Here is a 26,649-nt window from a genome sequence, read left to right as displayed (position 1 = left end):
GCCGTTCAGGACTACCACCCCAGCCCGGAATCAAGCCGCAGGCGCCGGGCCATCGCCTGCCCGCCCGGACGGGTAGGCGATTTGGTGAGGCTGAGCGTGACCTCGCGGGACGCACATCACGGTTGAACCATAAAGTGGCACGAGGGACCGTCAGATCGCCCACCCGCGGGCAGGCGCTGGCCCTTGTGTTAGACCCGCCAGCGCAACACGCGCCGCTCCACAAAGGCCACAGCCGCAGAGACCGCCACGCCCAGCAACGACAGGATCACCACGCCCGCGAAAAGCCGCTCCAGATCATACAAGCTCCCCGCCTGCAGGATATACGCCCCAATCCCATATTCCGCGCCCAGCATCTCTGCCGCCACCAGCAGGATAATCGCGATCGTCAGCGAAATCCGCAGCCCAGAAAGGATCCCCGGCATCGCGCCGGGCACCACGATCTTGGACACGATCGACCACCAGCCAAGCCCGAAACTCTGCCCCATGCGGATCAGCACCCGGTCAACGTTGTCGACCGCCGCATAGGTCGCCACCACCGTGGGCGTGAAGGTGCCAAAGGCGATCAGCGCGTATTTGCTGGCCTCGTCGATGCCGAACCAGATGACAAAGAGCGGCAGCAGCGCGATCTTGGGGATCGGGAAGATCGCCGCCACCAGCGGCACCAACCCCGCGCGGACCAGAGAGAACAACCCGATCAACACGCCAATGCCGATGCCCAATGAGGCACCGATCAGCGCGCCCACCGCCAGACGGGTCAGCGAGGGGCCGAGGTGTTTGAACAGCATCCCCGACTGATAAAGCTCTTGAAAGGTCAGCAAGACATCGCTGGGCCGCGGCAGGGTCAGGGGTGAGATGAAACCGCTGCGCGTGCCCCATTCCGCCAGCAGGATCAGCACCACAAAGACCGCAAGCCCCACGCCGCGCCGCGTGCCGGGCTGGAAGCCGCCGCCGCGAAAGATGACCTCGCGGGCATTCACATCCGTCATTTCAGCCATCGATCAACTCCGCATCCGCCGCCGCGGCCTCATCACGCATCAAGCCCCAAAGGTGCTGTTGCTGCGCCTCCAATACCGGATCGCCGTGGCGCCGCTCGGCCAGCGGCATGTCCAACTCCACCACCTCGCGCAGCTCGCCCGGACGGCGCGACAGGACGACGATCTTATGCCCCAGCCGCACGGCCTCGGCGAGGTTGTGGGTCACATAGACCGCCGTGAAAGGCTGGCGCGTCCAGAGCGCCACGAGGTCATCCATCAGCAATTCGCGGGTCTGGCTGTCGAGCGCGCTCAGCGGCTCATCCATCAGCATCACGGCAGGGTTCACAGCCAGCGCTCGGGCAATCGCCACCCGCTGTTTCATCCCGCCCGACAACTGCTTGGGCAGCGCATCGGCGAAATCGGTCAACTTGGTCCGCGCCAAGACATCGGCGATGATCGCCTCGCGCCGCGCCTTGCCCAGCCCATGCCCCTCCAGCACCAGCGCCACATTGCCGCGCACGCTGCGCCAAGGCAGCAGGGCGAAGTCCTGAAAAATATAGGTCAGCGGGTTCAGACAGCCCGCCGGCGCATCGCCCATTTGCAACACCCGGCCTTCGCTGGGGCGTTCCAACCCGCCCAGCATCCGCAGCAAAGTGGACTTGCCACAACCCGACGGGCCGACGATGCAGACGATCTGGCCGGAGGGAATGTCGAGCGTGATGTCACGCAACACTTGGGTTTCGCCATAGTAATGGCTGACGGAGGAAAGCTTGAGATCCATGCCGCCCTTTTTCAGCAAAAACGCCCCGCGCGCAATGTGCGATCCGCATGCGGGCGCGACCGCCCTGCCACGCGGGGTCGGTTAGGAGGGCGGCTCCCCCTTGCCGCGCAGCCCGTCCACCGCGATCCCGGCGGTGAACCCATGCACCAAGGTCGACAGAAGGATGGCAAAACCCACCATCGCCCACAGCGGCTCCTCGTCCAGAAACTCGACCTTCCCCGCCGCATAGGCGAGGTAATAGATCGACCCGATCCCCCGTATCCCATAGAGCGCGATAACCCAGCGGGGGCGCGTCTCAAGCGGCGTGCCCATAAGCGACAGCCACCCCGCCAAGGGGCGCACGACAAAGATCAGCGCCAGCACGATCACCGCGCCTGCAAGGGTCAGATCGCTCAGCAAGGCAGGCATCACCGCGCCGATCGCCACCAGCAAAAGCGCCGTCAGCGCGTGTTCGACAGCGGCGGTGAAGTCATGCAAACGGCGGTGGAATGCGTGATCCGCCTCGACCCGCCGGATCACCAGACCGGCCATTGCCACGGCGATAAAGCCATAGCCCTCGGCCAATTCGGTGGTGCCATAGCACAACAGCACCCCCGCCAAGGCCACCACCCCTGAAGAGGTTTCGGCCAGCACCGCATTACGAGGCACTGCAAACAGAACCTGCCCCAAGGCCCAGCCCCCCGCAGCCCCCATGGCGGCCCCCACGGCGATGCGCCAAAAGACATCGCGCGCCAGCCATTCCACGCCCCAAGAGGCCGGGGCCAACCCCTCGGCCGCGACCAGAATACCAAGGTAGACGAAAGGAAAAGCCAAACCGTCATTCAGCGCCGCCTCGGTGGTCAGGGCGAAACGCACCGGATGCTCGCCGCCCTCATGCGGTGGACCAACCTGCACATCGGCGGCCAAAACCGGATCAGTGGGCGCCATCACCGCCCCCAAGAGGATCGCGCCCGCCGCAGTCATCCCCGCAAAGGCCCAGCCCATCAGCGCGACCGACAGGATCGTCAACGGCATGGTCAGCGCCAGCAACCGCGCCGTCGGCCCCCAGCGGGACCAATCCGAAAGCCGGTCAATCCTTAGCCCCGTCGCGAAAAGCGCGACGATGACGCAAAGCTCCGAGACGACCTCCCATGGGAAGGGCATCGCGCGGGGGTCGGGGAATGTCGGCATGCCGGGGACAAGGGCGAAAACCCCCATGCCCAAAAGGATCAACAACCCCGAGGCCGCAGGCTCACGACGGCTGAAAAAACGGGGCAGCCAATGGGCAAGGATGACCACCGCCCCCACGGCCCCCAATGCGAAATGATAGCCGTTCAGGGCGAAAAAACTGCCGTCGCTCACTGCCGATTCCCGTTTTCTGCTCAGGGGCTTGGCCCCGTCTCAGCATCATAGGTATCTTGGCGCGGCGGCATTGCCAGTCATGCGGGGCGGAAATCCCCTTGCAAGCCCGAAAGCAAAAGGCGCGCCCCTGGCGAGCGCGCCTTGCACAGTGTAGCTATTAAAGGAGAGGGCGTTCAGCTGCCCGCCGTTTCGACATAAGAGGTGTCGATCAGCGTCTCCAAAGTGATGTCGGCATCGACCAACCCTTCGGATTGGAACCACTCCAACTGATCGCGGACCGAGGCGACGTTCAGCTTGGCCCCTTCGTTCAGGCGCATGGTGCCGTTGATGATCGAAGGCGCGGCTTTGTCGCGCGGGCGGTCGGTGTAGACATATTTGTGGATCAGATCGACCATCTCATCCACGCCCGCATCGCCGCCTTCCTTGGCGATCATCGCCGCGTTGTAATCGGCGACACCTTTGGAATAACCGGCGAGGAAATTCTTGGTCATCTCCTGCTCATCCGTGGCGTTTTTGGTCGAGGTGAAGACCGTGGTCACCTGATAATCCGGCAGATAGGTCGCCACATCGCCGATGATATGCACGGCACCCGACCCGGCCAGCGGCTTGGCGATATGCGGCACGATCGACCATGCGTCGATCTGGCCCGACTTCAGCGCGCCGATCACCGCGCCGACCTTTTGCAGCGGCTTGAACTTGAGGTCGATCCCCTCAGCCGCGGCCATTTTGGAACCCATGTAGTGGAAGGACGACCCCGCCTGCGTCATGCCAAAGCTCTTGCCGTCCAACATGCCCGGCGCAGTGATGCCCGCCTGATAGGCCGCGTCGGAGACGAGGAACTTTTGCCCGTCGATGCCCTGCTCTTCTTGCAGGCCGCCGCCGATCACCTTGACCGCGCCCTTTTGCGCCAGCGACACCAGCCCGCCGGAAATCGCGGTGATCGCATAGTCCACATCGCCGCTGGCAATCGCCACAGCCATCGGCTGCGCGGCCTCGAAAAAGCGCAGTTCGACATCCAGACCGGCCTCTTTGAAATAGTCCCGTTCAAAGCCGACAAAGCTGCCCGCGTGGCTGGTGAAACGCAGCGCGCCCAGGGTGATCTTGCGGTTCTGCGCCAGTGCCGGTGCCGCCAGCCCCACAGCCGTTGCGGCGCCCAAAGTTGCGATGGCCTGACGGCGGGTGAACAGGGTCATGGTCTTACTCCTCCAATTTTGCCGCAGCATGGTCGGCGGCTGCGCAAAAAGTCAAGCGAGAGCAGTGTTTACCGATACAACCAAGGCTAGCATATCATCCCAAAGCGTGGCATCGATTTGCCCATGAAGCTCTTTTCGTCCAAGACCCGCCCCATGCATCTCGGCCCCTTTCCGCTGGAACGGCTGCGCCGGTTACAGGCACCGCATGACCGGCTGCCCAAGACGCCCGAGCCGGAACTGCGGTTCGAGCGGCCCGAGACGCCGCAGAGCATCTGCAACGCCATGGCCCCCTTTCAGGCGATGATGGACGTGCTGCGCGACGGGCCGGTCAACAGGGCGGGCGCGGTGATCCCCGACAGCCCGCAGGAGCGGGCCAACCATCTGAAATCCTTTGGCTATTACAACGATGCCTCGATGATGGGCGTCTGCGCCCTGCCGCGCGAGGCGCGGCTGCCCCACCCGCGCCGCAGCCAAGGCACCGCCCAATTGGCCGAAGGTCTGCGCAGCCGACAGACCAAGACGCTGGCCGCGGGCGTCGATGTGATCATGGCCAACCTGCGCGACGCCGTGGATGCGCCAGAAACCCCGATCGACGGCCACAGTCATGCGCTGGTGATCCTCACCGCCTACCCCCGCGACCCGCGCGCGGGCGAGCCGGGCAGCGACTGGATCATGGACGCGCAAGCCGAGCGCGCCTGCCTGCGCGGCACCGAGAACGCCACCGTGCTTGCCGAATACATCCGGCAACTGGGCTTTGCGGCCAAGGTGCATTCGGCCACCACCTCCGACGTGAACCTCGGCCAACTGGCCGTGGCGGCGGGGCTGGCTGTGATGGAGGACGGCAGCCTGCAAGCGCCATGGATCGGCCCGCGCTTCGGCCTCGCGGTGGTGACGACCGACATGGCCCTCGCGCCCGACATGCCGCTCGCCCCGCTGGCCGAACAGCCGTGGTCGGTGCTGAAGGGGCCGCATTGGCAGTTGGGCACCCACGGCGGCGTCAGCGCCCGCGACGTCGACCCTTACGCCCGGCGCGATTATGCCATGGGGCCGCATCCTTTCGAGACGTTGAAGAGGGTCGAGGAGCCCACGACCTATATCGACGCCGCCAATGTCCCGCGTGTGCCGAAACGCGGTGACCTTTTTGCGCGCGGGCAGTTCGGCGACATGGGGCCGAAGGTGCAAAACGCCATGAAGGGCGGGCATCACGTGATCAAATCCGCCCCCTCCGCCGCGCAACGCCGCCTGCTGGGCGCGCTGATCCTGCTGCAGGACGGGCCGGTGAACGAAGGCGCCCCCGAGGCCGGGGATGCCGCCCGCAATGCGGCGAACCTCAAGGCGGCGAGCTATTTCCTCGGCGCCGATGCCGCGGGCCTCTCGGCCTGCCCGGACTGGACATGGTACAGCCACGATGCCACCGGCACCCCGATCACCCCGCCGCATGACCAGGCGCTGAGCCTGATCATCGACCAGGGGTATGACACGATGGAAGGCTCCTCGGGCGACGATTGGATCGCCGTGTCGCAATCCATGCGCGCCTATCTGCGGTTCTCGATGCTCGGTGGCGTGCTGGCGCAGCACCTGCGCAACCTCGGCCATGCCGCCAAGGCCCATACGGTGATGGACGGCGACGTGCTGCAACCGCCGCTTCTGTTATTGGCGGGCTTGGGGGAGGTCAGCCGCATCGGGGAGGTGATCCTGAACCCCTTCCTCGGCCCGCGGCTGAAATCCGGCGTGGTCACCACCACCCTGCCCGTCGCCCACGACAAGCCCATCGACTTCGGCCTGCAGAAATTCTGCGAGGCCTGCAACAAATGCGCCCGCGAATGCCCCTCCGGCGCGATCACCGCGGGGCCGAAGAAGATGTTCAACGGCTACGAGATTTGGAAATCCGACAGCCAGAAATGCGCCACCTACCGGATCACCAACCAAGGCGGCGCCATGTGCGGGCGCTGCATGAAGACCTGCCCGTGGAACCTCGAAGGGCTCTTTGCCGAAGCGCCCTTCCGCTGGGCCGCCTCGAACATCCCCGCCGCCGCACCGCTCTTGGCCAAGCTCGACGACAAGGTCGGCAAAGGACGTCTGAACCCGGTGAAGAAATGGTGGTGGGACATCGAACGCAAGCCGTCGGGCCAGTTCGATACCCCCGCGCAACCCGTGAACGCGCGCGACCTGCAACCGGAACTGGACCTCAAGTTCGAGGACCAGACGCTGGCCGTCTACCCCGCCCCGCTGGCCCCGCATCCCTGGCCCTATCCCGACCCGATGAACCGCGAAGCCGGGATCAAGGCCCATGCCGCGCTGATCAGCGCCGACGAACATCGCCGCAAGACCGCCGCCGGAGAGACCGATCACCTGCATCTTTACGCGGTCGGCAGCGACACGCCGGTGCTCGACCTGCGCATCACCGCCGTTGAGGAATTGAACGCCACTACCCGGCTCTACGACATCGCCCATCCCGAAGGCCACGGTTTACCCGCATGGACCGCAGGCGCGCATCTCGACCTCGTGGTGGCGCCGGAATACCTGCGCCCCTATTCGCTCTTGGGCGACCCCAAAGACCGTAGCCGCTACCGTATCGCGGTGCTGCGCGAGGACGAAGGCCGCGGCGGCTCGGCGCTGTTGCACCGAGTCTTTACCCAAGGGCGGCGCATCTTCGTGGGCAAGCCGGTGAACCATTTCGAACTGGTCGAAGGCGCGTCGCACAGCCTGCTAATGGGCGGCGGCATCGGCATCACGCCAATGATCGCCTTCGCCCACCGGCTGCATGCGCTCGGGCGGCCTTTCGACCTGCATTACTCCGCCTCCACCCGCGAGGCCGCAGCCTTTGCCGGGGAGCTCGCTCAGGCCGCTTGGGCCGACCGTGTGCATCTGCACATCAGCGCCGAGGACACCCGCGCCGACCTGCCCGCGATCATGGCCCGCGCGCCCGAGGGCACCCATGTCTACACCTGCGGGGCGGACGCCTATATGCAATCGGTCATGGCCGCTGCCGAGGGCGCAGGCATCCCCGAAGAGGCGCGGCATCTTGAATACTTCTCGACCCCCGAGGTGCCGGATTACGAGAACCACCCCTTCACGCTGAAGCTCTCCTCGGGCCGCGAGATCGACGTCGGGGCCGAGGAGACCGCCGCCGAGGCGCTGATCGCGGCGGGGGTGCCGGTGGACCTGAAATGCTCCGACGGCATCTGTGGCGTCTGCAAATGCGGGTTGCGCGGCGGCGAGGTGGAGCACCGCGACTTCGTGCTCTCGGCCAAGCAACGCGAGGGGGCGATCATCCTCTGCCAGTCCCGCGCAGCGCAGCCCGGCGGGGTGCTGGAGCTCGACCTCTAGCCCTCTTTCCCCGGGGGCGGTCAGCCGCTATGAGGGGCCAACCCTGGTAACAAAGGCCTGCCCCCATGACTTTCGACCGTTCGATCAAGATCGCCCCCTCCATCCTCGCCGCCGATTTCGCCAATTTCGGCGCCGAATGCGAAGCCATCGAAGCCCAAGGCGCCGACTGGGTGCATGTGGATGTGATGGACGGGCATTTCGTGCCCAACATCACCTTCGGCCCCGCCACCTGCGCGGCGATCCGGCCCCATATCAAGGGCGTGATGGACGTGCATCTGATGATCGCCCCGGTCGACTCCTATATCGAAGCCTTCGCCAAGGCGGGCGCCGATTTCATTACCGCCCATGTGGAGGCCACGCCCCATATCCACCGCACCCTGCAAGCGATCCGCGGCGCGGGTGCCAAGGCGGGCGTGGCGCTGAACCCCGGCACGCCGGCGAGCGCGGTGGCCGAGATCCTCGACATGGTCGATCTGGTCTGCGTGATGACCGTGAACCCCGGTTTCGGCGGGCAGAAGTTCATCGACATGACCGCCAAGATCCGCGAGTTGCGCAGCATGATCGGCGACCGGCCCGTGCATATCGAGATCGACGGCGGCGTCGATCCCAAGACCGCGCCGCTGGTGGCCGAGGCCGGGGCCGATGTGCTGGTGGCGGGTTCCGCCGTCTTCAAGGGCGGCTCGGTCAGCGATCCGGCACCCTACGGCGAGAACATCCGCGCGATCCGCGCCGCTGCCGAAGGCACCTACGTCTGATGGAGATGCGGGGCGCTTCTGCGCCCCGCCCTGTCACGCCAGTTGATCGGCAAAGGCCGTCAGCAAGCGGTGCTTCAGGATCTTGCCCGTGGGTGCGGCGGGCAAATCGGTCGCCACGATGATCTGCGCGGGGCGTTTGTAGCCGGTGAGCCGTTCCTTGACGAAACCGCGCAACTCCTCTGCCGTGACATGGTCGCCCGCTGCGACCTGCACGAAGGCCAACACCTCTTCATCGCCCTCGCGCCGCCGTCCGACCACCGCCGATTGCACCACGCGCGGGTGATCGTTCAACGCGGCTTCCACCTCGGGCGGGTAGACGTTGAAACCGCCGTGGATGATCAACTCTTTTGAGCGTCCGAGGATGTGCAGCCGCCCCTCCTCATCGAGCTTGCCCAAATCGCCGGTGTGCAGCCAGCCTTCGGCGTCGATGGCTTTGTCGGTCTCGGTCGGGTTGCGGTAATAGCCCTTCATCACATGCGGGCCGCGCACCAGCACCTCGCCCTCTCCCGCGCCATTGCCGCCGGGGGCTTGGTCGTCGATCTTGCACTCGGTGCCCGGCGTCACCGGCCCGACGGATGTATCGGGGGAGCCAAGCGCATTGGTCGTGGCCGAGGCGCCCGAGCAGGTCTCGGTCATGCCGAAACCGTTTTGCAGGGGCAGTTCGTAGAAAGCCTCGGCCTTGCGCTTCCACGCCGGGTCGAGCGGCGCACCGCCGGAGGAGACATAGCGCAGGGTCGGGCTTTCCAGTTTCGGCATCCCGCGCTCGCGCGAGTATTGCATGACCAGCGCGTGCATCTGCGGCACCGCAGGCAGGATCGTGACGTCCTCATGGGTCGCAGCATGAAGTTTCGCGGCGGAAAAGCGGCTCTCCTGCCGCACCTTCGCGCCCGCGCTGACGGCGGCCATCAGGACCGAGACGAGGCCGAAGACATGGGTCATCGGCAAGACGCCATAGACCACATCCCCCGGCACCATCTGCCGCAAATCGGCAGAGGCACGGGCGCCGAAGCGCAGGTTGGAATGGGTCAGCATCACGCCCTTGGGATCGCCCGTGGTGCCGGTGGTATAAAGCAACACCGCCACGTCATGCAGATCGGCATCCGGGCTGCTGGGCTGTGGCGTGGCCAGATGCAAGCTGCCGAAATCGCCCGCAATCTCGCGTGCGTCCAGCCGCGCTGCATGGGCCGCCGCCTCGGGCGAGACCTCGCAGGTCAGCAGAACCGCCGCCGGGGTGGCGTGGTTGATGATGCGGGTGACCTCGGCCTCGCTCTGGCGGGCGTTGATGGGGATCGCCACGGCGTCCAACTCCCACGCGGCATAGAGCCCGGCCACAGCGGAAACGCAGTTTTCCACCATCAACAGCACGCGGTCGCCCGCCTGCACCCCCGCGGCCCGCAACTCCGCCGCCAAAGCCCGACGCGCGCGGTCCAGATCGGCAAAGCTCCAAGCCGCGCCGCTGGCGTCGCTCAGCGCTGGTGCCTCTGGGCGGGTCGCCAATTGCTCAGCTAGAAAATCCTGTACCCTGGCATTCATGGGTGTCTCCTCCTGCCTAATAGCGGCCCCCTCCTCCGGCAGCCGCCGCCCGGCTAGAACCGGGGCTTTCGTTTCTCCAAAAAGGCCGCGATGCCCTCGGCGGCTTCGTCGCCGCCCGCGGCGCGGGCCATGGCGTTGCGCTCGGCGTCGAGCTGCGCGGCCTCGTCGGTCTCATAGGCCTGCCCGACCAAGGCCCGGATCGTGCCCTGCGCCGCGCGCGGGCCCGCGGCCAGCGTGTCGGCCAGCATCAGCGCCTCGTCGAGCGCGCGACCGTTGGGGCAGATGCGGTTCACCGCGCCCAGTTCGGCAAAGCGCATGGCCATGACCGGGCGGCCCAGCAGGCACATCTCCATCGCCAAGGGGCGCGGCAGGAGCCGTGCGAGTGACGCCGTCAGCCCCGCATCGGGCACAAGCCCGGCCTTGACGTAGGCGGCGGTGAACTGCGCGTCCTCGCAGGCCACGATCATGTCGCAGGCCAGTGCCAGCGACAGGCCCGCGCCCGCGGCACCGCCTTCGACGGCGGCGAGGACGGGCACCGGGCAGGCGCGGATCGACCGCACCAGATCATGCAGCGCATCGACCCGCTCGCGGCGGACCTCCTCGGTCAGCTTGCGGCGTTCGATGAGCACGTTGAGGTCGCCCCCGGCGCAGAAGAACCGCCCCTCGGAGGTCAGGATCACCGCGCGGATGCGCGGCTCCTCGGCCAGTCGCATCGCCTCGGCAATCGCGTCGTAAAGCGCGGGCGTGAGCGCGCCGCGTTTTTCGGCGTTGCCGTTCCAGACGATCAACCGGTCGCCCCGGTCCTCGACGCGTGCAGTCATGTCTTGGCCCTCTTGAATACGCCGGTGGCGCGCGACAGCAGGCGGCCTTCGGCATCGTGCAACTGCGCCTCGGCGTAGAGAATCTTGAAGCCCCCGCCGGTGACGCGCCCCGTGGCGACAATCTGCCCCTCGCGGACCGCGCCGATGTAGTCGGTGGTCAGCGAGAGCGTCAGCATCGGCACGAAAGGCCCGCTCATCGCGCAGTGCCGCGCGCAGGCGAAACCGGCGGCAACGTCAAGCATCAGCGTATGCAGCCCGCCGTGCAGCACGCCCGAAACATTCAGGTGCTGCGGGCCGAGGTCGAGCGTCACGCGGGTGCTGCCATCGGGGTTCGACAGGTCGGGGGTAAACCCGATCAGCTGCTGAACCCCGCTGGTCGGTGCATCATGCGGCGGATAGTGCAATGAACCGCTCCAGATGATGGTCGACGTCACCAAAGCGGTGGTCCGCCATGGTGATGCGCTTGGCGATATGCGCCAGTTCGTACTCCTGCGTCATGGCGATGCCGCCATGCATCTGGATCGTGTCCTCCGAGACCAGACGGCCAACGCGGCCCATCAGGTTCTTCGCCGCCGAGACGTGACGCTCGCGGCTGGCGCGGTCGTCTTCCAGATGGCCCGCCGCGTTGATCACCGCCGAGCGCGCCTGTTCGAGGTCGATGAGCAGGTCCGCCATGCGGTGCGCCAGCGCCTGAAAGCTGCCGATCGGGCGGCCGAACTGCTTGCGGGTGCCGAGGTATTCGCGCGTGAGGGTGCAGGCGGTCTCCATCGCGCCGAGTGTCTCGGCACAAAGCGCAGCGGTGGCCTTGGCGGTGCGGGTCTCGATCGCCTCAAATGCCTTGCCCGCCGCGCCCAGACGGGCGCTTTCCGGCAGGGTCACGTCATCCAGCGTTACCTCGGCGGCGCGGCCACCGGCCAAGAGCGCGTAGCCGGTCACGGTCAGCCCCTTGGCATCGGCGGGCACGAGGAACAGCGAGATGCCGTCGCGGTCCCCTGCCTCCCCGCTTTCGCGGGCGGAGACGACGAGCATGTCGGCGGCCTCGGCATTCGCCACCACGGCCTTGCGACCGCTGAGCACGATCTGGTCGCCGTTTTGCGTGGCCGAAGTGGTGACGCGCTCGAGGTCATAGCGGCTGCCCGGTTCGCCATGGGCGAAGGCGAGTTGCAGCGCGCCGCCGATCAGCTGCTCAATATGCTCTTGCTGTTCTTCGGTGCCGAGATCGGCGATCAGCCCGCCGGCCAGCACGGCGCTGTCCAGAAGCGGCTCGACCACGCCAGCGCGGCCCAACTCCTCGAAAACCACGGCGAGGTCGAAACCGGCACCGCCGAAACCGCCCTGCTCTTCTGTGAAGAGCGCACCGATCACGCCCAGTTCGGCCAGACCTTCCCAGATCTCGGTCGAATAGCCGGTCTCGCTTTCAAGGATGCGGTTGCGTGTTTCGGTGTCGTATTTGTCGCGCAGGAACCGCCGCAGGCTGTCCTGCAACATCTGGCGTTCTTCGGTCAGGTCGAAATTCATTTGCCACCTCCCAGCATGGTCTTGGCGATGATCCCACGCTGGATCTCGTTGGAGCCGCCGAAGATCGACAGCTTGCGGTTGTTGAAATATTGCGCGGCCACGGGGCCCGCGTCATTGGGATCGGGCAGCGCGTCGTTGCTGCCTGCCACCGCTTCGGAGGCAAAGGGCATAGCGTAGACCCCGGCGGCGCGACGCGCCAGATCGTTGATCTCCTGCCGGATGATCGTGCCTTTGACCTTCAGCATGGAGCTTTCCACGCCCGGCGCCTGCCCTGCGGCGGCTTTCGAGATGATCCGCAGGTTGGTCGTCGCCATCGCCATCAGGTCGATCTCGGCCTGTGCCACGCGGGCGGCGAAATGCGGGTTCTCGATCAGCGGACGGCCCCCGGCCATCTCGGAGCGGGCGATGCGTTTGACGGCCTGAAGACCGGCTTGGGAGAAGCCCACGCCCGCAATGTTGGTGCGCTCATGGGTAAGAAGGTACTTGGCGTAGGTCCAGCCCTTGTTCTCCTCGCCCACGAGGTTTTCGGCGGGCACTTTCACGTTGTCGAAGAAGACCTCGTTCACCTCGGCGCCGCCATCCAGCAGGATGATCGGGCGCACGGTGATGCCGGGGGTTTCCATGTCGATCAGCAGGAAGGAGATGCCCTCTTGCTGCTTCACCTCCTTGTTCGTCCGCACGAGGCAGAAGATCATGTTGGCGTGCTGGCCCAGCGTGGTCCATGTCTTCTGACCGTTGACGATGTAGTGGTCACCGTCCTTCACCGCGGTGGTCTTCAGCGAGGCGAGGTCGGACCCGGCGCCCGGCTCGGAATAGCCCTGACACCACCAGTCCTCACCCGAAAGAATCCGCGGCAGCCAGTAGTCCTGCTGCTCTTTCGAGCCGAATTTCTGCAGCACCGGGGCCAGCATCGACAGGCCAAAAGGCACGATGCGCGGCGCGTGGTGCGCGGCGGCCTCTTCCTCGAAGATATGGCGCTGCACGGCGTTCCACGCGGCCCCGCCGAACTCTTTCGGCCAGTTGGTGGCAAGCCAGCCCTGCTCGTTCAGGATCGCGTGCCAGCGTTCGTGGTCGTCCTTGGTCAGCTCCTGCCCACGGCGCACCTTTTCGGAGAGTTCCTTGGGCAGTTTCTCGGCGAGGAATTGACGCACCTCCTCGCGGAAGGCGCGTTCTTCGTCTGTATAGCTCAGGTCCATGTCGGCCCCCTTTAGTAAATTTCGAAGAGGCCAGCCGCCCCCATGCCGCCGCCGATGCACATCGTCACGACGCCCAGTTTCGCGCCGCGGCGGTGGCCTTCGCGCAGGATGTGGCCGGTCATCCGCGCCCCGGTCATGCCGAAGGGGTGACCGATAGCGATGGAGCCGCCGTTCACGTTGCACTTGTCCGGGTCGATGCCCAGACGGTCGCGGCAGTAAAGCGCTTGGCTCGCGAAAGCCTCGTTCAACTCCCAGATGTCGATGTCGTCGACGCTGAGGCCGTGGCGTTCCAAGAGGCGCGGCACGGCAAAGACCGGGCCGATGCCCATCTCGTCGGGCTCGCAGCCCGCGACGGCGAAGCCGCGGAAGGCGCCCATGGCCTCTAGCCCCTGCTGCTCCGCCTCTTTGCTGTCCATCAGCACCAATGCGGCGGCGCCATCCGACAGTTGGCTGGCGTTGCCGGCGGTGATGAAGGCCCCCTCGCCGCGCACCGGGGTGAGGCCCGCAAGCCCCTCCATCGTGGTGGTGGGGCGGTTGCATTCGTCGCGGTCCACGGTGACCTCGCGGGTGGAGATCTCCTTGGTTTCCTTGTCCTGCACGCCCATGGTGGTCTGCATCGGCACGATCTCATCGTCGAAGAGACCGGCCTCCTGCGCCTTGGCAATGAGTTGCTGGCTGCGCAGACCGTAGGCGTCCTGATCCTCGCGGGAGATGTTATAGCGTTTGGCCACGATGTCGGCAGTGTCGATCATCGCCATGTAGACCTCGGGCTTGTGCTCCTTCAGCCAGGCTTCCTTTACGGATTTGGCATCGGGCTGGACCATCGAGATGCTCTCGACCCCGCCCGCGACCATCGGGCCCGCGCCTTCCATGCAGATCGCGTTGGCGGCCATGGCCACGGTTTGCAGACCCGAGGAGCAGAAGCGGTTCACGGTGACGCCCGAAGCGGTCACCGGCAGGCCCGCACGCAGGGCGATCTGGCGCGCGATGTTCGAGCCCGTGGCGCCTTCGGGGTAGCCGCAGCCGATCATCACGTCCTCAATGGCCGACGGGTCGACGCCCGCGCGTTTCACGGCTTCGGCGACGACATGGCCGCCCATGGTGGCCCCATGGGTCATGTTGAATGACCCGCGGAAGGATTTGGCCAACCCGGTGCGGGCGGCGGAGACAATAACGGCCTGTTTCATTTGGCAGCTTCCTTGTTCAGATCATCAAAAGTGCGGTTGGTCTTGACCAATTCGGCCAGCAGGGGCGCGGGCTTCCAGAACCACGGGTCCTGCTCGGCGAAACCTTCGATTGCGGCCAGCACATTGGGCAGGCCTTGGATGTCGGCCCATTTCATCGGGCCGCCCCAGTAGCGCGGGAAACCGTAGCCGAAGAGCAGCGTCATATCGATGTCGAGCGGGCGTTGAGCGATGCCCTCTTCCAGCACCTTGGCAGCCTCGTTGACCATGGCGCACATGTAGCGGCGCACGATCTCGGCGTCGGTGAAGTCGCGCGGGGTGATGCCGCGCTCCTTCTGCTCTTCTTCGATCAGACGGGTGATTTCAGGGTTCGGCGTGCCGCCGCGTTTGCCCTTTTCGTAGATGTAATAGCCCTGCCCGGTCTTCTGGCCGAAGTGGCCCTGTTCACACAGGCGGTCGATATAGGTCGGTACCCGCTCCTCGGGGTGGCGCGTCGCGGCCTTGCGCTTGCGCGTAGCCCAGCCGATGTCGAGACCGGCGAGGTCGGCCACGGCGAAGGGGCCCATGGCGAAGCCGAATTTCTCAAGCGCTGCGTCGATCTTGTAGGGGCTTGCCCCGTCGAGTACCATGTGGTCCGCCGCCGTGCGGTAGGTGGCGAGGATGCGGTTGCCGATGAAGCCGTCGCAGACACCTGCGCGGACAGAGACCTTGCCCAGTGCCTTGCCGAGCGCAAAGCCCGTGGCGACCACATCTTTCGCGGTCTTGTCGGCGACGACGACCTCGAGCAGTTTCATCACATGCGCGGGCGAGAAGAAGTGCAGCCCGATCACGTCCTCGGGGCGCTTGGTGCTGGCGGCGATCTCGTTCACGTCCAGATAGGAGGTGTTGGAGGCCAGCACGCAGCCCGGTTTGCAGACCGCGTCGAGCTTGCCGAAGACCTGCTTTTTGACGTCCATGTCTTCGAAGACCGCTTCGACCACCAGATCGACGTCCTTGAGGCTGTCATACTCGGTGGAGACCGTGAGCGCCTCGCCGGTCAGGTGATCGAACTTCGCCTGATCGATCTTGCCGCGCTTCAACGCGCCCTGCAGGTTGCCGGAGATACGGTCATGCGCGGCCTTGGCGGCCTCGTCCTTCATCTCGATCAGCACGACCGAGAAACCCGAAAGCAGCGCCGCCGTGGCGATGCCTGCACCCATGGTACCGCCGCCAATCACACCGATGGCTTTCAACTCCCGCGGCTCGACGCCCCTGAGTTCCGGCAGGTTGCTGACCGCCCGCTCGGAGAAGAACGCGTGGATCATGCCCTGGCGCTGGTCGGTGTTCATCAGTTCCGAGAAGATGCGGCGCTCGGCCTTCATGCCCTCCTCGAAGGGTTTCTCGACGCCCGCCTGCACGGCACGCACCGCCTCAGCGGGGGAAATCTGGCCACGCCCCTTTTTCAGCGTCGCCTCATAGGCTGCATCCCAGTCGATGGGTGCAGGCGCGGGCATGTCGCAGATCGGACGGCGCTCGGCCCCGCTGTCGAGCAATTCACGGACATAGGCGAGCCCCACTTCCTGCGGATCGCCCTCTTCCACGCGGTCGACGATGCCCATTTCCAGCGCCTGCGGTGCCTTGATGTGGCGGCCCGTGGTGATCGCATCGAGGGCGGGTTCCACGCCGATGAGGCGCGGCAGACGTTGGGTGCCGCCTGCGCCGGGGATCAGGCCAAGGTGTACTTCGGGCAAACCGACACGCGCCGAAGGCTGGGCAATGCGGTAATGCGCCGAGAGCGCGACCTCGAGACCGCCACCAAGGCTCACGCCATGCATGGAGGCGACGACCAGCAGCGGCGAGGCTTCGATCCGGTTGCACAGGTTGGGCAGATGCGGCTCCATCGGCGGCTTGCCGAACTCGGTGATATCGGCCCCCGCGATGAAGGCGCGGCCCTCGCCCACGATCATCACGGCGCGCACGCCGTCCTCGGCCTCGGCGCGGTCCATGCCATCGGCCAGCCCTTGGCGTACGGCTTGGCTCAGCGCGTTGACGGGCGGGTTCTGGATGCGCAGCACGACGATGTCGTCATGGCGGGAATAGGCGATCTTGTCGGTCATGATGATGTCTCCTTGTTCTTTATCCGCGCCGTGACAGGGCGGGTGCCCGTCCGGTGCGTTGTTCGATGCCGCTGACCACGTCACGCAGGGCTGGCCCCACTTGTGACAGAATGCGGTCGTCGGGCAAGTCCGCCGGCAGCGCACCGCAGCTAAAGGACACCGGCTCTCCGAACTCACCGGCGTAATAGGGCACGCTGACCGCGTTTACATTGCGGGCATAGCGGGTGTCGGGCGGGGCCAGCACGAAGCCCTGCGCCAGCAGTTGCTCATAGCCCTCACGGCGGAAATCGCGCAGCCGGTCGTCGGGTTCCAACGCTTCGAAACGGTCTTCGTCAAGGCTGGCCAGCGTGGCCAGACCCGAGGAGGAGCCATAGACCGGAATGCGGTGCCCCGGCTCCAGCCAGATCGTCGAGGCCGTGCGCGGCCGCCAAGTGCGTACCAGCATCATCCGGTCGCCATCGCGCACGGCGATCAACGCCAGCGTGCGGGTCTCATCCGCCAGTTCCTGCATCGCATCCGACGCCATATCCACGAAGCTCACCGCGACAGAGGCGACGGAGCCGAGCGCAATCGCCGCAGGCCCAAGTCGAAACTTGTCGTTGCGCCCGCCATGGGCCAGATACCCCAACTCGCAAAGCGTATAGGTCAGCCGCGACACCGTGGGTTTCGGCAGCCCCGTCCGCTCGGCAATCTGGGCGTGGCTCAGCCCGCTGTCGCTGGCGCGAAAGGCCCGCAGAATGCCAAGCCCCCGCGCTAGCGTATTGGCGAACTTGCGGTCCGTGACGGTATCGGAAGCCGCCTGGTTCATCGCGCCGCCATCGGGATCAGGAGCGAGATCATCGGGAAGGACATGATCAGGATCAGCACGATCACGTCGACGCTGAGAAAGCGCGTGATCCCGGCAAAGATTTTGTCGATCGGCGCTTCACGCCCCACCACGTTGGCGATGACGAAGACGTTCAGACCCACCGGCGGGGTGATCAGGCCGATCTCCAACAGCTTGATGACCACGACGCCGAACCAGATGAGGTTCAGGTCATAGCTTTCTACCAGCGGGATCATCAGCGGCAGAGTCAGCACCATGATGCCGATGGGATCAAGGAACATGCCCAAAAGCAGGTAGATCAGCGCGATGCAGAGCATCAGGACCACCAGCGACATCTGCGCGTCAGAGACGAAGCCCACGATGGTGCCAGCGACGCCAGTCAGCGCGACGAAGGCCACGAAGATCTTGGCCGAGGCGGCGATGAGGAAGATGGCGGAGGTCTGCACGCAGGTCTCTTTCACCGCAGCCCAGAGGCCCGCCCAGTCGAGCTTCTTCTGCGCAAAACCGATCAGCGTGGCCGAGACGACGCAGACAGCTGCGGCCTCGGTCGCGGTGAAGATGCCGCCGTAGATGCCGCCGATGATGAGCACGAAGAGCAGCAGCGCGGGCCAGCTTTCGAGCGCTGCGGTCCAACGCTCCCCCGCGCTGTAGCGCTGGTCGGTCGAGGGGGCGACCGATGGATCGCGCCAGACCCAAACGGCGATGACCAGCACGAAGCCCATCAGCGTCAGCAGCCCCGGCAGAACACCGGCGAGGAAGAGCGAGGAGATCGAGGTCTCGGTGAAGATGCCGTAGATGATGAAGAGCACCGAAGGCGGAATGAGCGAGCCCAGCGTGCCCCCCGCCGCGACCGAGGCGGTGGCGAGGCGCGGGTCATAGCCCATGCGCAGCATCTCGGGCGTGCAGATCTTGCCCATGGTCGAGGCGCAGGCGATGGACGAGCCGGTGATCGCGGAAAACCCGCCGCAGCCCATGACAGAGGCCATGGCGACCCCACCCGGCAGCTTGGTCAGCCAGACCTTGGCGGCGTGGTAGATTTTCGTCGTGATATCCGCGCGGTAAGCGATATGTCCAAGCGCCACGAAGAGCGGGATCATTGACAGATCGTAGGAATGGATAAGGTCGAAGGAGTTCGAGAACACCATCGAGGTGGTCGCCTTGATCGCGCGCTCGGGCATGAAAGTCCCGGTGCGGAAGGCGAAGATAAAGAAGGTGGCGACGGTCGCGACCGAGGCCAGCGTGAAGGCGATCGGCACCCGCAGGGCCAACATGATCAGTACCGCGGCAAAGGCGATCATTCCGATGGTCGAAGCATCCATTAGCGCAGGTCCTCTTCAACCATAAGGTCAGCCGCATGATGTTGCTCATCCGAGACGACGCCGCCTGCAAGCACCGTGCGCCCGTCGCGCCATGTCAGCTCGGCCAGCCGCAAGAAAGTGGCGATCATCCCGATCAGGAACAACAACCGCCCCGGCCACTTGGGCAGGTTCAGGTCGCCATAGAAAAAGCTCCCCTTCTCCACCACGGAGAGGAATTCGCGCCCGCCGGAATAGATCAGCGGCGCCAGCGCCAGCATCCCGATGGCAGAGCCTGCCACGATCAGCACCGAACGCGCGCGTTCGGGAAAACGGTCGGTCACGAAGGCGACCGAGACATGCGCACGGGCCGCGGTGGCGGCGGCGAGGGGCAGCAGGATGGCGGCGACCATGAGCTCTCGCACCATGGTCACGCTATCGGGCACCTGACTGGCAAAGAGCGCGCGGGCGATCACGTTGGAGGTGATCAACACCCCCAAGGCGATCACCGCCAAGGCCCCCAGTCCCAACAGGATTTTCTCCAGATTTACCAACATATGCTGCCCCTCCCCAGTGTCAGCGATCAGTTACCAGCGGCGTCCCATGGGTAGCCGTTGGCGTCACGCTCTTCGGTGTATTTGGCGATGAGCGCCTTATACTCTTCGAGCAGTTCCTCACCGGGCAGACCGGCGGAGCTTGCCGTTTGCACCCATTCGTCAAGGAACTTCTCACCGGCCTTGACCAGTTTCGCGCGGTCTTCTTCGGGCAGGGTGATGACTTCGACGCCCTGCTCTTTCATGGAGGCGATGGCCTTTTCGTTGGCGGTGGTGATCAGACGACCGAATTCATCGGCCATGTCCGCGCCAACCTCGGCCAGCGTTTCCTGCTGCTCTTCCGTCAGGCTGTCGTGCATGTCCTTGTTCATAAAGATGCCAAGGCCGCCGACCTGACCCCAATCGAGGATCGTATAGCTGTCCATCACCTCGGCCTGCTTCAGCGCCGCGACGGCATAGCTGTAGCCCTGCGAACAGTCGATCAGACCGGTGTCGAGCCCTTGGTAGGCGTCGTAGATCGACATGTTGACCATATTCGCGCCCTGCTCGCCGAAGACCTTGCCATAGGCGCCGACGCCGCGGACCTTCTTGCCCGAGATATCGTCGACGGATTTGATCGCGCCGCCCTTGCAGCCGATGTTCACCTGAGAGGTGGTCCAAGTGCCGATGTAGACGAGGTTCTTGTCGGCGAGGTCTTCTTGAATGGCTTCGTTGCTGCGCATCAGCTCATCGGTGGCGCGCATGCCGACCCAAGCGTCGGGGTTGTTCACCGGCAGGTCGGCGATGCCGTAGCCCGCCATCTCTTGCGGGTAGTAAACCGCGATGACCGAGCCGGTGTCGGCCACGCCATCGGCCAGCGATTGCACGGCGGCATTGGCTTTGAACAGCGCCCCGCCCCACTGGATGTCGAGGCGCATATCGCCGTCGGACCGTTCGGCGACCTGATCGGCGAACCACTGCAATGCCTGCGCGCGCGCACCGCGGTTCGGCCCGGCTTCCCCATGAATCAACACGGTCTCAGCGCTTACCGCGCCACCAGCCAGCGCCAGAGCTGCGGCGCAGCTCAGGTGTTTGAAAATTGTCATGTCGGCTCCTCCCAGAGACTTGTTTCGCAATGCGAACCGTTGTTTCGCATTTGTCGCAGGTCACGCTAGTCCGCGGACCGAAGGCGATCAAGCGAAACTTCGGCCATCGGCAGGAGGATCGGTTAGGCTATTGAATTTGTTAAGGGAAAATTTCCCGAAGGTTGGTGCAGGCGTGGAACAGCCCCACCAGACCCCGGAATCGGCTGTTCGGATCGAACGGCCCGTATAGAAGGCGGCCACGCCCGCTTAGGACGTGGCCGCCGAATTTTAATACCAGTCGCCGAATTTGACCTCGACATCGGTGCCGACGCGTTTGGCGAACTCTTGCGGGTCTTGGGTGCCGCCGTCTTTGCCCCGGAAGTGATAGGGGTAAACGTAAGCGGGCTTGAACTCGGCCACCGCCGAGGCGGCGGCGTTGGAATCCATGGTGAAGGGCAGGTTCATGCAGACGAAAGCCAGCGAGATATCGGTCAGCCCGCGCATCTCGGGCGTGTCTTCGGTATCGCCCGAGATATAGACGCGGAAGCCGTCGAAGCCGAGGATATAGCCGTTGTCGCGCCCCTCTGGGTGGAACTTCTTGCGCTCTTCGGTGGTGTTATAGGCCGGGATCGCGTTGATCGGCAGGCCGTTGAACTCGGTATTCTCGCCATTGGCGATCTTGTTGGCCTTGGCGGCAAGCGCTTCGGGCAGCATGTCGAAAACGGCGGGGTTGGTGATGATCTGCACGTCATCGCCCGCCAGCGCGGCAAGCGTATCGGTGTTGTAGTGATCGCCGTGCTCATGGGTGATGAGGATTAGGTCCGCCGCCGGGAAATCGCTGTATTGCGCGGGCTCGCCTACCGGATCGACATAGATCACGCCCTTTGGCGTCTCCAACACGATGGAGGCGTGATCGACGGGGTGCACGGTGATCGGCCCTGCGTCGGTGTCGAAGGTATCACCGCTCTGCGTGGCGGCGCGGGCGGCGAAGGGCAGCAGGGTCACGACGCCAGCGGCAGCGGCGGAGGTGGCAAGGAAATGGCGGCGGGTCTGGGACATTTCAGGCTCCTGTTGGTTGCTGGAACGGGACATAGCGGCCCCGCCCCGCATTTCAACGCGGCACCCGTTTCGCGGCAAGCCTATGAGGGGCGCAGGCCGAGAATCTCACGCGCTTGTGCAGCCGTGGCGACGGGGCGCTCATATTTCGCGCAGAGATCCGCCGCGCGCTGGATCAGCGCCGCGTTGGAGGGCGCCAGCGTCTCGCGGTCCAGCCGCACGTTGTCCTCCAGCCCGGCCCGCGTGTGCCCACCCGCCGCAATGGCCCATTCGTTCAGCACGATCTGGTTCGGCCCGATCCCGGCGGCACACCACTGCGCATTGGGCGCAAGGCGGTTCAGCGTCTGGATGTAGAAATCAAAGGTCTCACGGTCCACCGGCATGGCGTTTTTCACGCCCATGACGAATTGCACATAGAGCTGGCCGGGGATGCGCCCGTCACGGTTCATCTCGGCGGCCTTGTGGATGTGGCTGAGATCGAAGGCTTCGATCTCGGGCTTGATCTCATGGGCTTTCATCTCCGAGGCCAGCCAATCGACCAATTCCGGCGGGTTCTCGTAAACCCGCGTCGGGAAGTTGTTGGACCCGACCGAGAGCGAGGCCATGTCGGGCCTGAGCGAGAGCATCCCGCCCCGCTCCCGCCCCGCGCCCGAACGCCCGCCGGTGGAGAACTGGATGATCATGCCGGGGCAATGTTTTTGCACGCCTTCCATCAGTCGCGCGAATTTTTCGGGATCGGAGGACGGAGTTTCATCATCGTTGCGCACATGGGCGTGGCAGATGGAGGCCCCGGCCTCGAAGGCCGCATGAGTCGACTCGACCTGCTCGGCGATCGAGATCGGCACGGCGGGGTTGGCGGCCTTGGTGGGGACGGAGCCGGTGATGGCGACGCAGAGGATGCAGGGGGTGGTCATGGGTGGGGGTCCTGTAGTGTTTGGTGCAGAAGGTCGCATATGGCGGGGGCGGTGTACACTGGTTGGGAAGGTTCAGGCGCAGCCAAATCCCCAGGGGTTTGGCACGAGGTTTACCATTCCTTTACCACCTCGCAGCAACCTCCACGGATGTCCTCCTATCGCCGTCCCCGCATCGCCGGTGCGACCATCTTCTCCACCGTCAACTTAGCCGACCGCCTGTCGGACATTCTGGTCCGGCATGTAGATTTTCTGCGCACTGCGATACGCCAAACCAAGGCAGAACGGCCGTTCCGGATCGACGCCTTCGTGGTGCTGCCGGATCATCTACATTGCGTTTGGACCCTGCCTCCCGGCGACTGCGATTACTCGCTGCGCTGGCGATTGATCAAGGCGCGGTTTTCAAGGGTCTTGCCAAAAGGCGCAACGCGGTCGAGCCATGACAGGCGCGGCGAACGCGGCCTTTGGCAGCGCCGCTTCTGGGAGCACCACATTCGGGATCGACGCGACTTCGACGCGCATGTCGGCTATTGTTGGAACAATCCCGTCAAGCACGGGTACGTCGAAAACCCGGAAGATTGGCCTCTGTCGTCCATCCACCGAAATGCGGCCCCGTAGGGTGCGTGGTCCCCACGCACCTTTGTATGCGAGGCGGCGCGGGCGTTGACGGTGTTCTTTGCGGGCGGTGACATGGTTTGAAAGGTGCGTGCGGAGCACGCACCCTACGGGTGGTTTTGGGGGCCGCGCACCGAAAAATGGACAGCCTCAGCTGTCCATCTTCAGCGCCGAAATAAACGCTTCCTGCGGGATATCCACTTTCCCGAACTGGCGCATCTTCTTCTTACCGGCCTTCTGCTTCTCCAGCAGCTTCTTCTTCCGCGTGGCGTCGCCGCCATAACACTTCGCCGTCACGTCCTTGCGCATCGCCGAGAGCGTCTCGCGCGCGATCACCTTGCCGCCGATGGCCGCCTGGATCGGGATCTTAAACATGTGGCGCGGGATCAGGTCTTTCAGCTTTTCAACCATCGCCCGGCCGCGCATCTCGGCGCGGTCGCGGTGCACCATGGTTGAGAGCGCATCCACCGGCTCGTCGTTCACGAGGATCTGCATCTTGACCAGATTGTCCTGCCGGTAGCCGATCATCTGGTAGTCGAAGCTGGCGTAGCCCTTGGTGACCGACTTCAGCCGGTCGTAGAAATCAAACACCACCTCATTGAGCGGCAGGTCATAGACCACCATGGCGCGGGAGCCGGCATAGGTCAGGTCTTCCTGAATGCCGCGGCGGTCTTGGCAGAGCTTCAGCACGTCGCCGAGGTAGTCGTCGGGCACGAGGATCGTGGCCTTGATCCGCGGCTCCTCCATGTGATCGACCAGCGTCATGTCGGGCATGTCGGCGGGGTTGTGCAGCTCCTGCATCTCCCCGTCCTTCATGTGGACGTGGTAGATCACCGAAGGCGCGGTGGTGATGAGGTCGATGTCATACTCGCGCTCAAGCCGGTCGCGGATCACCTCAAGGTGCAAAAGGCCAAGGAAGCCGCAGCGGAAGCCGAAGCCAAGCGCGGCGGAAGTCTCCATCTCATAGGTGAAGGAGGCGTCGTTCAGGGCGAGTTTCTCGATCGCCTCGCGCATGTCCTCGAAATCATTAGCGTCAACCGGGAAGAGGCCGCAGAAGACCACCGGCACCGAGGGTTTGAAGCCCGGCAGCGCGGTTTCGCATTTGCGTTTCTCATGGGTGATCGTGTCGCCGACGCGGGTGTCGCGGACCTGTTTGATCGAGGCGTTGAGATAGCCGATCTCGCCGGGGCCGAGACTGTCGACGCCGACCATCTTGGGCCGGTAGACCCCCACGTCGTCCACATCATAAGTGCCGCCGGTTTTCATCATGCGGATGCGGTCGCCCTTCTTCAGGGTGCCCTCCACGATGCGCACGATACAAATGACGCCAAGGTATTGGTCGTATTTACTGTCTACCAGCATCGCCTTGAGCGGCGCGTCGGGGTCGCCGCCCGTGGGCGCGGGCAGCTTGTTGACGATGGCTTCCAGAACGTCCGGGATGCCGACGCCGGTTTTGGCCGAGATCAGGCAGGCCTCGGAGGCGTCGATGCCGATCACATCCTCGATCTGCTCGCGCACGCGGTCGGGGTCGGAGGCGGGCAGGTCGACCTTGTTCAGCACCGGCACGATCTCATGATCCGCGTCGATGGCGGTATAGACATTGGCCAGCGTCTGCGCCTCGACACCCTGCGTGGCGTCCACGACAAGCAGCGAGCCCTCGACCGCCTGCATGGAGCGCGCGACCTCATAGGCAAAATCGACGTGTCCGGGCGTGTCGATCAGATTCAACACATAGGTCTTGCCGTCCTTGGCCGGGTATTCGATGCGGACGGTGTTCGCCTTGATGGTGATGCCCCGCTCCCGCTCGATATCCATGTTGTCCAGAAGCTGGCTTTGCATGTCGCGTTCGGCGACCGTGCCGGTGAGTTGGATCAACCGGTCGGCCAGCGTGGATTTGCCGTGGTCGATATGCGCCACGATGGAGAAGTTGCGGATGTTTTCAAGCGGTGTCATGCAAGGGGATATGGCGCAGAGCCGCGCCTGCGTCAATTGGCCATGAACGCGCCCATGCCCCCTGCCCGCACGTCACGGCGCTTTATCGCGGGTCGAAGGGCGCAGCCCCCCAAAGGAGAATTGCGCGAAGCCCCGTTTTGCGGCATAGTGACGGGCAGAGCAGACCGGGCCGACAAGGGGAAAACCCCATGGTCCAGAACAATAGGGCAAATCAATGCGGACAGTTGCAAGTTTGATGGCGCTCGCCATCTTGGCGGGTTGTGGCGGCACACGTTATTCCAGCGATGCCGCCGTCGGACGTTTCTCCCCCACACCGGTTCTTTTCGCCACGGGGCCGATCCAAAAGGCCTGTCTGGCCGATGGGCGCCGCGGCTCCAGTCATGCACGCTGCGGCTGTGTGCAGGCGGTGGCGGATCAGACGCTGTCGCGCTCGGACCAGCGCCAAGGCGCCAAGATTTTCCGCGACCCGCACCGTTTGCAGGAAATGCGCCAATCCGACAACAAAAGCGACAATGCTTTCTGGAGCACATGGAAAGCCTTTGGCCAAAGCGCCGCGGCGGCCTGTTCCAACACCTGATTGCTCAGTCTTGGCTGAGCGGTTGGCCAAAACGGTTAATCAGCCGTCCGACGATTTGATCGCGGGCGGCGCGAAACTGCGTGAGCTTGGCCTCGCGCCCCTCGCCCAGCCCCGTGGGGTCAAGGATCGGCCAATATTCCACGTCGAGATGATAGAACCGCGTCAGTTCCAGCGCCCGGCGCTGGCTGGCAGGGCTAAGCGCGATCACAAGGTCAAATGACCCCAGATCGTCGCCCCATTCCTCCATCTCGTCGAAACTGCGGCTGCGGTGGCGGTCGAGTTCCACATCCAACTCTCTGCAGACGGCGATGGAGAAGCCGTCAATCTCCGTATCGTTCTTGACGCCGACGGATTGGACATAGGTGCCGGTGCCGTAGAACTTCTTCATCAACCCCTCGGCCATGGGGGAGCGGACGGCGTTGTGATCGCAGCAGAAGAGAACGGATTGAGGCAGCGGCTGCGTCATTTATCCGCCGAAATGCAGAACGCAAATCAGGGTAAATAGCCGCCGGGCGGTGTCGGTGTCGATCTCAGCCTTGCCCGAGAGCCGCTCTTGCAGCACGCGGGAGCCTTCGTTGTGGATGCCGCGCCGGGCCATGTCGATCGTCTCGATCTGGCTGGGGGGCAGCTTCTTGACCGCTTCGAAATAGCTTTCGCAGATTTGGAAGTAATCCTTCACCACCTGCCGGAAGGGGCCGAGGGAGAGGTGAAATTCCGCTGCCTTTTCAGCCGCTTCGGTCTGCACGTCAAAGACCAGCCGTTTGTCGCGGATCGAGAGCGACAGATGGTAAGGCCCTTCGGGCACCGGCCCCTTTTCGCGTTCGGGCAGGATGAAACTGTTCTCTTCCAGCAGGTCGAACATGGCCACCTTGCGCTCCTGATCGATCTCGGGCGTGGGCGGCGGCATGTTCGCGTCATCAAGCGCGATATGGGTGATGCGGGTCATCGGCGCATCCTTTTTGCTGGCGATACCCTTTCGTGGATAGCGCAGCGGTGGGGAGGGGGCAATGCGCGAGAACACGCGCGCCCGCGATTGCGCCCCGCCAGCGCATTTGACGATACGTCAGAAGCATCGG

The 26,649-nt window shown here is 64.7% G+C and carries 24 protein-coding genes; 4 read left to right on the top strand and 20 right to left on the bottom strand.

The window, feature by feature from the left end; all coding sequences use genetic code 11:
* Window positions 1-188 precede the first annotated feature (188 nt).
* The 4 genes from ACGYK2_RS14155 to ACGYK2_RS14140 form a co-directional block, all read right to left on the bottom strand.
* Window positions 189-995, bottom strand: coding sequence for an ABC transporter permease (locus tag ACGYK2_RS14155; protein ID WP_271689059.1), 807 nt, complete (start codon window positions 993-995; stop codon window positions 189-191).
* A complete protein-coding gene (locus ACGYK2_RS14150; RefSeq protein ID WP_271689058.1) occupies window positions 988-1,755 on the bottom strand; it encodes an ABC transporter ATP-binding protein in 768 nt (255 codons plus the stop codon). Before ACGYK2_RS14150 ends, ACGYK2_RS14155 begins: the two co-directional genes overlap by 8 nt.
* Window positions 1,756-1,836: 81 nt before the next feature.
* A complete protein-coding gene (locus ACGYK2_RS14145) occupies window positions 1,837-3,096 on the bottom strand; it encodes a sodium:proton antiporter (protein ID WP_271689057.1) in 1,260 nt (419 codons plus the stop codon).
* Between the two features lie 173 nt (window positions 3,097-3,269).
* Window positions 3,270-4,289 (bottom strand): ABC transporter substrate-binding protein, encoded by a 1,020-nt coding sequence (locus tag ACGYK2_RS14140; RefSeq protein WP_271689056.1) that lies wholly within the window; start codon window positions 4,287-4,289, stop codon window positions 3,270-3,272.
* A gap of 123 nt (window positions 4,290-4,412) precedes the next feature.
* On the opposite strand from ACGYK2_RS14140, the gene ACGYK2_RS14135 reads away from it, so the two are divergent.
* Both ACGYK2_RS14135 and rpe read left to right on the top strand, forming a co-directional pair.
* Entirely contained in the window at window positions 4,413-7,619 is a 3,207-nt protein-coding gene (locus ACGYK2_RS14135) for a 4Fe-4S double cluster binding domain-containing protein (protein ID WP_271689055.1), read from the top strand.
* 65 nt (window positions 7,620-7,684) lie between these two features.
* Complete coding sequence (rpe, locus tag ACGYK2_RS14130; protein ID WP_271689053.1) at window positions 7,685-8,374, top strand: ribulose-phosphate 3-epimerase; 690 nt, start codon at window positions 7,685-7,687, stop codon at window positions 8,372-8,374.
* A gap of 33 nt (window positions 8,375-8,407) precedes the next feature.
* On the opposite strand, the gene ACGYK2_RS14125 is transcribed toward rpe, so the two are convergent.
* The 13 genes from ACGYK2_RS14125 to ACGYK2_RS14065 form a co-directional block, all read right to left on the bottom strand.
* Window positions 8,408-9,907 carry a class I adenylate-forming enzyme family protein gene (locus ACGYK2_RS14125; RefSeq protein ID WP_271689052.1) on the bottom strand — a complete coding sequence of 500 codons (1,500 nt, stop codon included), beginning with the start codon at window positions 9,905-9,907 and terminating at the stop codon, window positions 8,408-8,410.
* A 53-nt stretch (window positions 9,908-9,960) separates the two neighbouring features.
* Window positions 9,961-10,728, bottom strand: coding sequence for an oxepin-CoA hydrolase, alternative type (locus tag ACGYK2_RS14120; RefSeq protein ID WP_271689051.1), 768 nt, complete (start codon window positions 10,726-10,728; stop codon window positions 9,961-9,963).
* Entirely contained in the window at window positions 10,725-11,132 is a 408-nt protein-coding gene (locus ACGYK2_RS14115) for a PaaI family thioesterase (protein WP_271689050.1), read from the bottom strand. Before ACGYK2_RS14115 ends, ACGYK2_RS14120 begins: the two co-directional genes overlap by 4 nt.
* Complete coding sequence (locus ACGYK2_RS14110) at window positions 11,113-12,246, bottom strand: acyl-CoA dehydrogenase family protein (protein ID WP_271689049.1); 1,134 nt, start codon at window positions 12,244-12,246, stop codon at window positions 11,113-11,115. The genes ACGYK2_RS14115 and ACGYK2_RS14110 overlap by 20 nt, the downstream gene beginning before the upstream one ends.
* The gene (locus ACGYK2_RS14105; RefSeq protein WP_271689048.1) at window positions 12,243-13,442 is read right to left on the bottom strand and encodes an acyl-CoA dehydrogenase family protein; all 1,200 of its coding nucleotides are present in this window, start codon (window positions 13,440-13,442) and stop codon (window positions 12,243-12,245) included. Before ACGYK2_RS14105 ends, ACGYK2_RS14110 begins: the two co-directional genes overlap by 4 nt.
* Window positions 13,443-13,453: 11 nt before the next feature.
* Complete coding sequence (locus ACGYK2_RS14100) at window positions 13,454-14,629, bottom strand: acetyl-CoA C-acyltransferase (protein ID WP_271689047.1); 1,176 nt, start codon at window positions 14,627-14,629, stop codon at window positions 13,454-13,456.
* A complete protein-coding gene (locus tag ACGYK2_RS14095) occupies window positions 14,626-16,722 on the bottom strand; it encodes a 3-hydroxyacyl-CoA dehydrogenase NAD-binding domain-containing protein (RefSeq protein WP_271689046.1) in 2,097 nt (698 codons plus the stop codon). Before ACGYK2_RS14095 ends, ACGYK2_RS14100 begins: the two co-directional genes overlap by 4 nt.
* Window positions 16,723-16,741: 19 nt before the next feature.
* The gene (locus ACGYK2_RS14090; protein ID WP_271689045.1) at window positions 16,742-17,530 is read right to left on the bottom strand and encodes an IclR family transcriptional regulator; all 789 of its coding nucleotides are present in this window, start codon (window positions 17,528-17,530) and stop codon (window positions 16,742-16,744) included.
* A complete protein-coding gene (locus ACGYK2_RS14085; RefSeq protein ID WP_067267050.1) occupies window positions 17,527-18,867 on the bottom strand; it encodes a TRAP transporter large permease in 1,341 nt (446 codons plus the stop codon). Before ACGYK2_RS14085 ends, ACGYK2_RS14090 begins: the two co-directional genes overlap by 4 nt.
* Entirely contained in the window at window positions 18,867-19,400 is a 534-nt protein-coding gene (locus ACGYK2_RS14080) for a TRAP transporter small permease (protein WP_067267049.1), read from the bottom strand. The genes ACGYK2_RS14085 and ACGYK2_RS14080 overlap by 1 nt, the downstream gene beginning before the upstream one ends.
* 26 nt (window positions 19,401-19,426) lie before the next feature.
* Complete coding sequence (locus ACGYK2_RS14075; RefSeq protein ID WP_271689044.1) at window positions 19,427-20,482, bottom strand: C4-dicarboxylate TRAP transporter substrate-binding protein; 1,056 nt, start codon at window positions 20,480-20,482, stop codon at window positions 19,427-19,429.
* Between the two features lie 267 nt (window positions 20,483-20,749).
* Window positions 20,750-21,520, bottom strand: a complete 771-nt coding sequence (locus ACGYK2_RS14070) for an MBL fold metallo-hydrolase (RefSeq protein WP_271689043.1) — start codon at window positions 21,518-21,520, stop codon at window positions 20,750-20,752.
* A gap of 80 nt (window positions 21,521-21,600) precedes the next feature.
* Window positions 21,601-22,431 (bottom strand): 3-keto-5-aminohexanoate cleavage protein, encoded by an 831-nt coding sequence (locus ACGYK2_RS14065; RefSeq protein ID WP_271689042.1) that lies wholly within the window; start codon window positions 22,429-22,431, stop codon window positions 21,601-21,603.
* Window positions 22,432-22,578: 147 nt separating this feature from the next.
* Here ACGYK2_RS14065 and ACGYK2_RS14060 point away from each other — a divergent pair, with 147 nt between their 5' ends.
* Entirely contained in the window at window positions 22,579-23,046 is a 468-nt protein-coding gene (locus ACGYK2_RS14060; protein WP_271689041.1) for a transposase, read from the top strand.
* 147 nt (window positions 23,047-23,193) lie between these two features.
* On the opposite strand, the gene lepA is transcribed toward ACGYK2_RS14060, so the two are convergent.
* Window positions 23,194-24,996: a translation elongation factor 4 gene (gene lepA, locus ACGYK2_RS14055; protein WP_067266602.1), complete on the bottom strand. Its 1,803-nt coding sequence runs from the start codon at window positions 24,994-24,996 to the stop codon at window positions 23,194-23,196.
* A 214-nt stretch (window positions 24,997-25,210) separates the two neighbouring features.
* Between lepA and ACGYK2_RS14050 the strand changes: the two genes are divergently transcribed.
* Entirely contained in the window at window positions 25,211-25,573 is a 363-nt protein-coding gene (locus ACGYK2_RS14050) for a hypothetical protein (protein ID WP_271689040.1), read from the top strand.
* 4 nt (window positions 25,574-25,577) lie between these two features.
* Here ACGYK2_RS14050 and ACGYK2_RS14045 read toward each other — a convergent pair whose 3' ends face one another.
* Both ACGYK2_RS14045 and ACGYK2_RS14040 read right to left on the bottom strand, forming a co-directional pair.
* Window positions 25,578-26,039, bottom strand: coding sequence for a low molecular weight phosphatase family protein (locus ACGYK2_RS14045; protein WP_271689039.1), 462 nt, complete (start codon window positions 26,037-26,039; stop codon window positions 25,578-25,580).
* Window positions 26,040-26,543 (bottom strand): UPF0262 family protein, encoded by a 504-nt coding sequence (locus ACGYK2_RS14040; RefSeq protein WP_269451601.1) that lies wholly within the window; start codon window positions 26,541-26,543, stop codon window positions 26,040-26,042.
* Window positions 26,544-26,649 lie beyond the last annotated feature (106 nt).

The organism is Sulfitobacter sp. 1A10359, from assembly GCF_043558145.1.
Lineage (GTDB): Bacteria > Pseudomonadota > Alphaproteobacteria > Rhodobacterales > Rhodobacteraceae > Sulfitobacter > Sulfitobacter faviae.
This window is presented reverse-complemented; position numbering and strand designations above follow the sequence as displayed.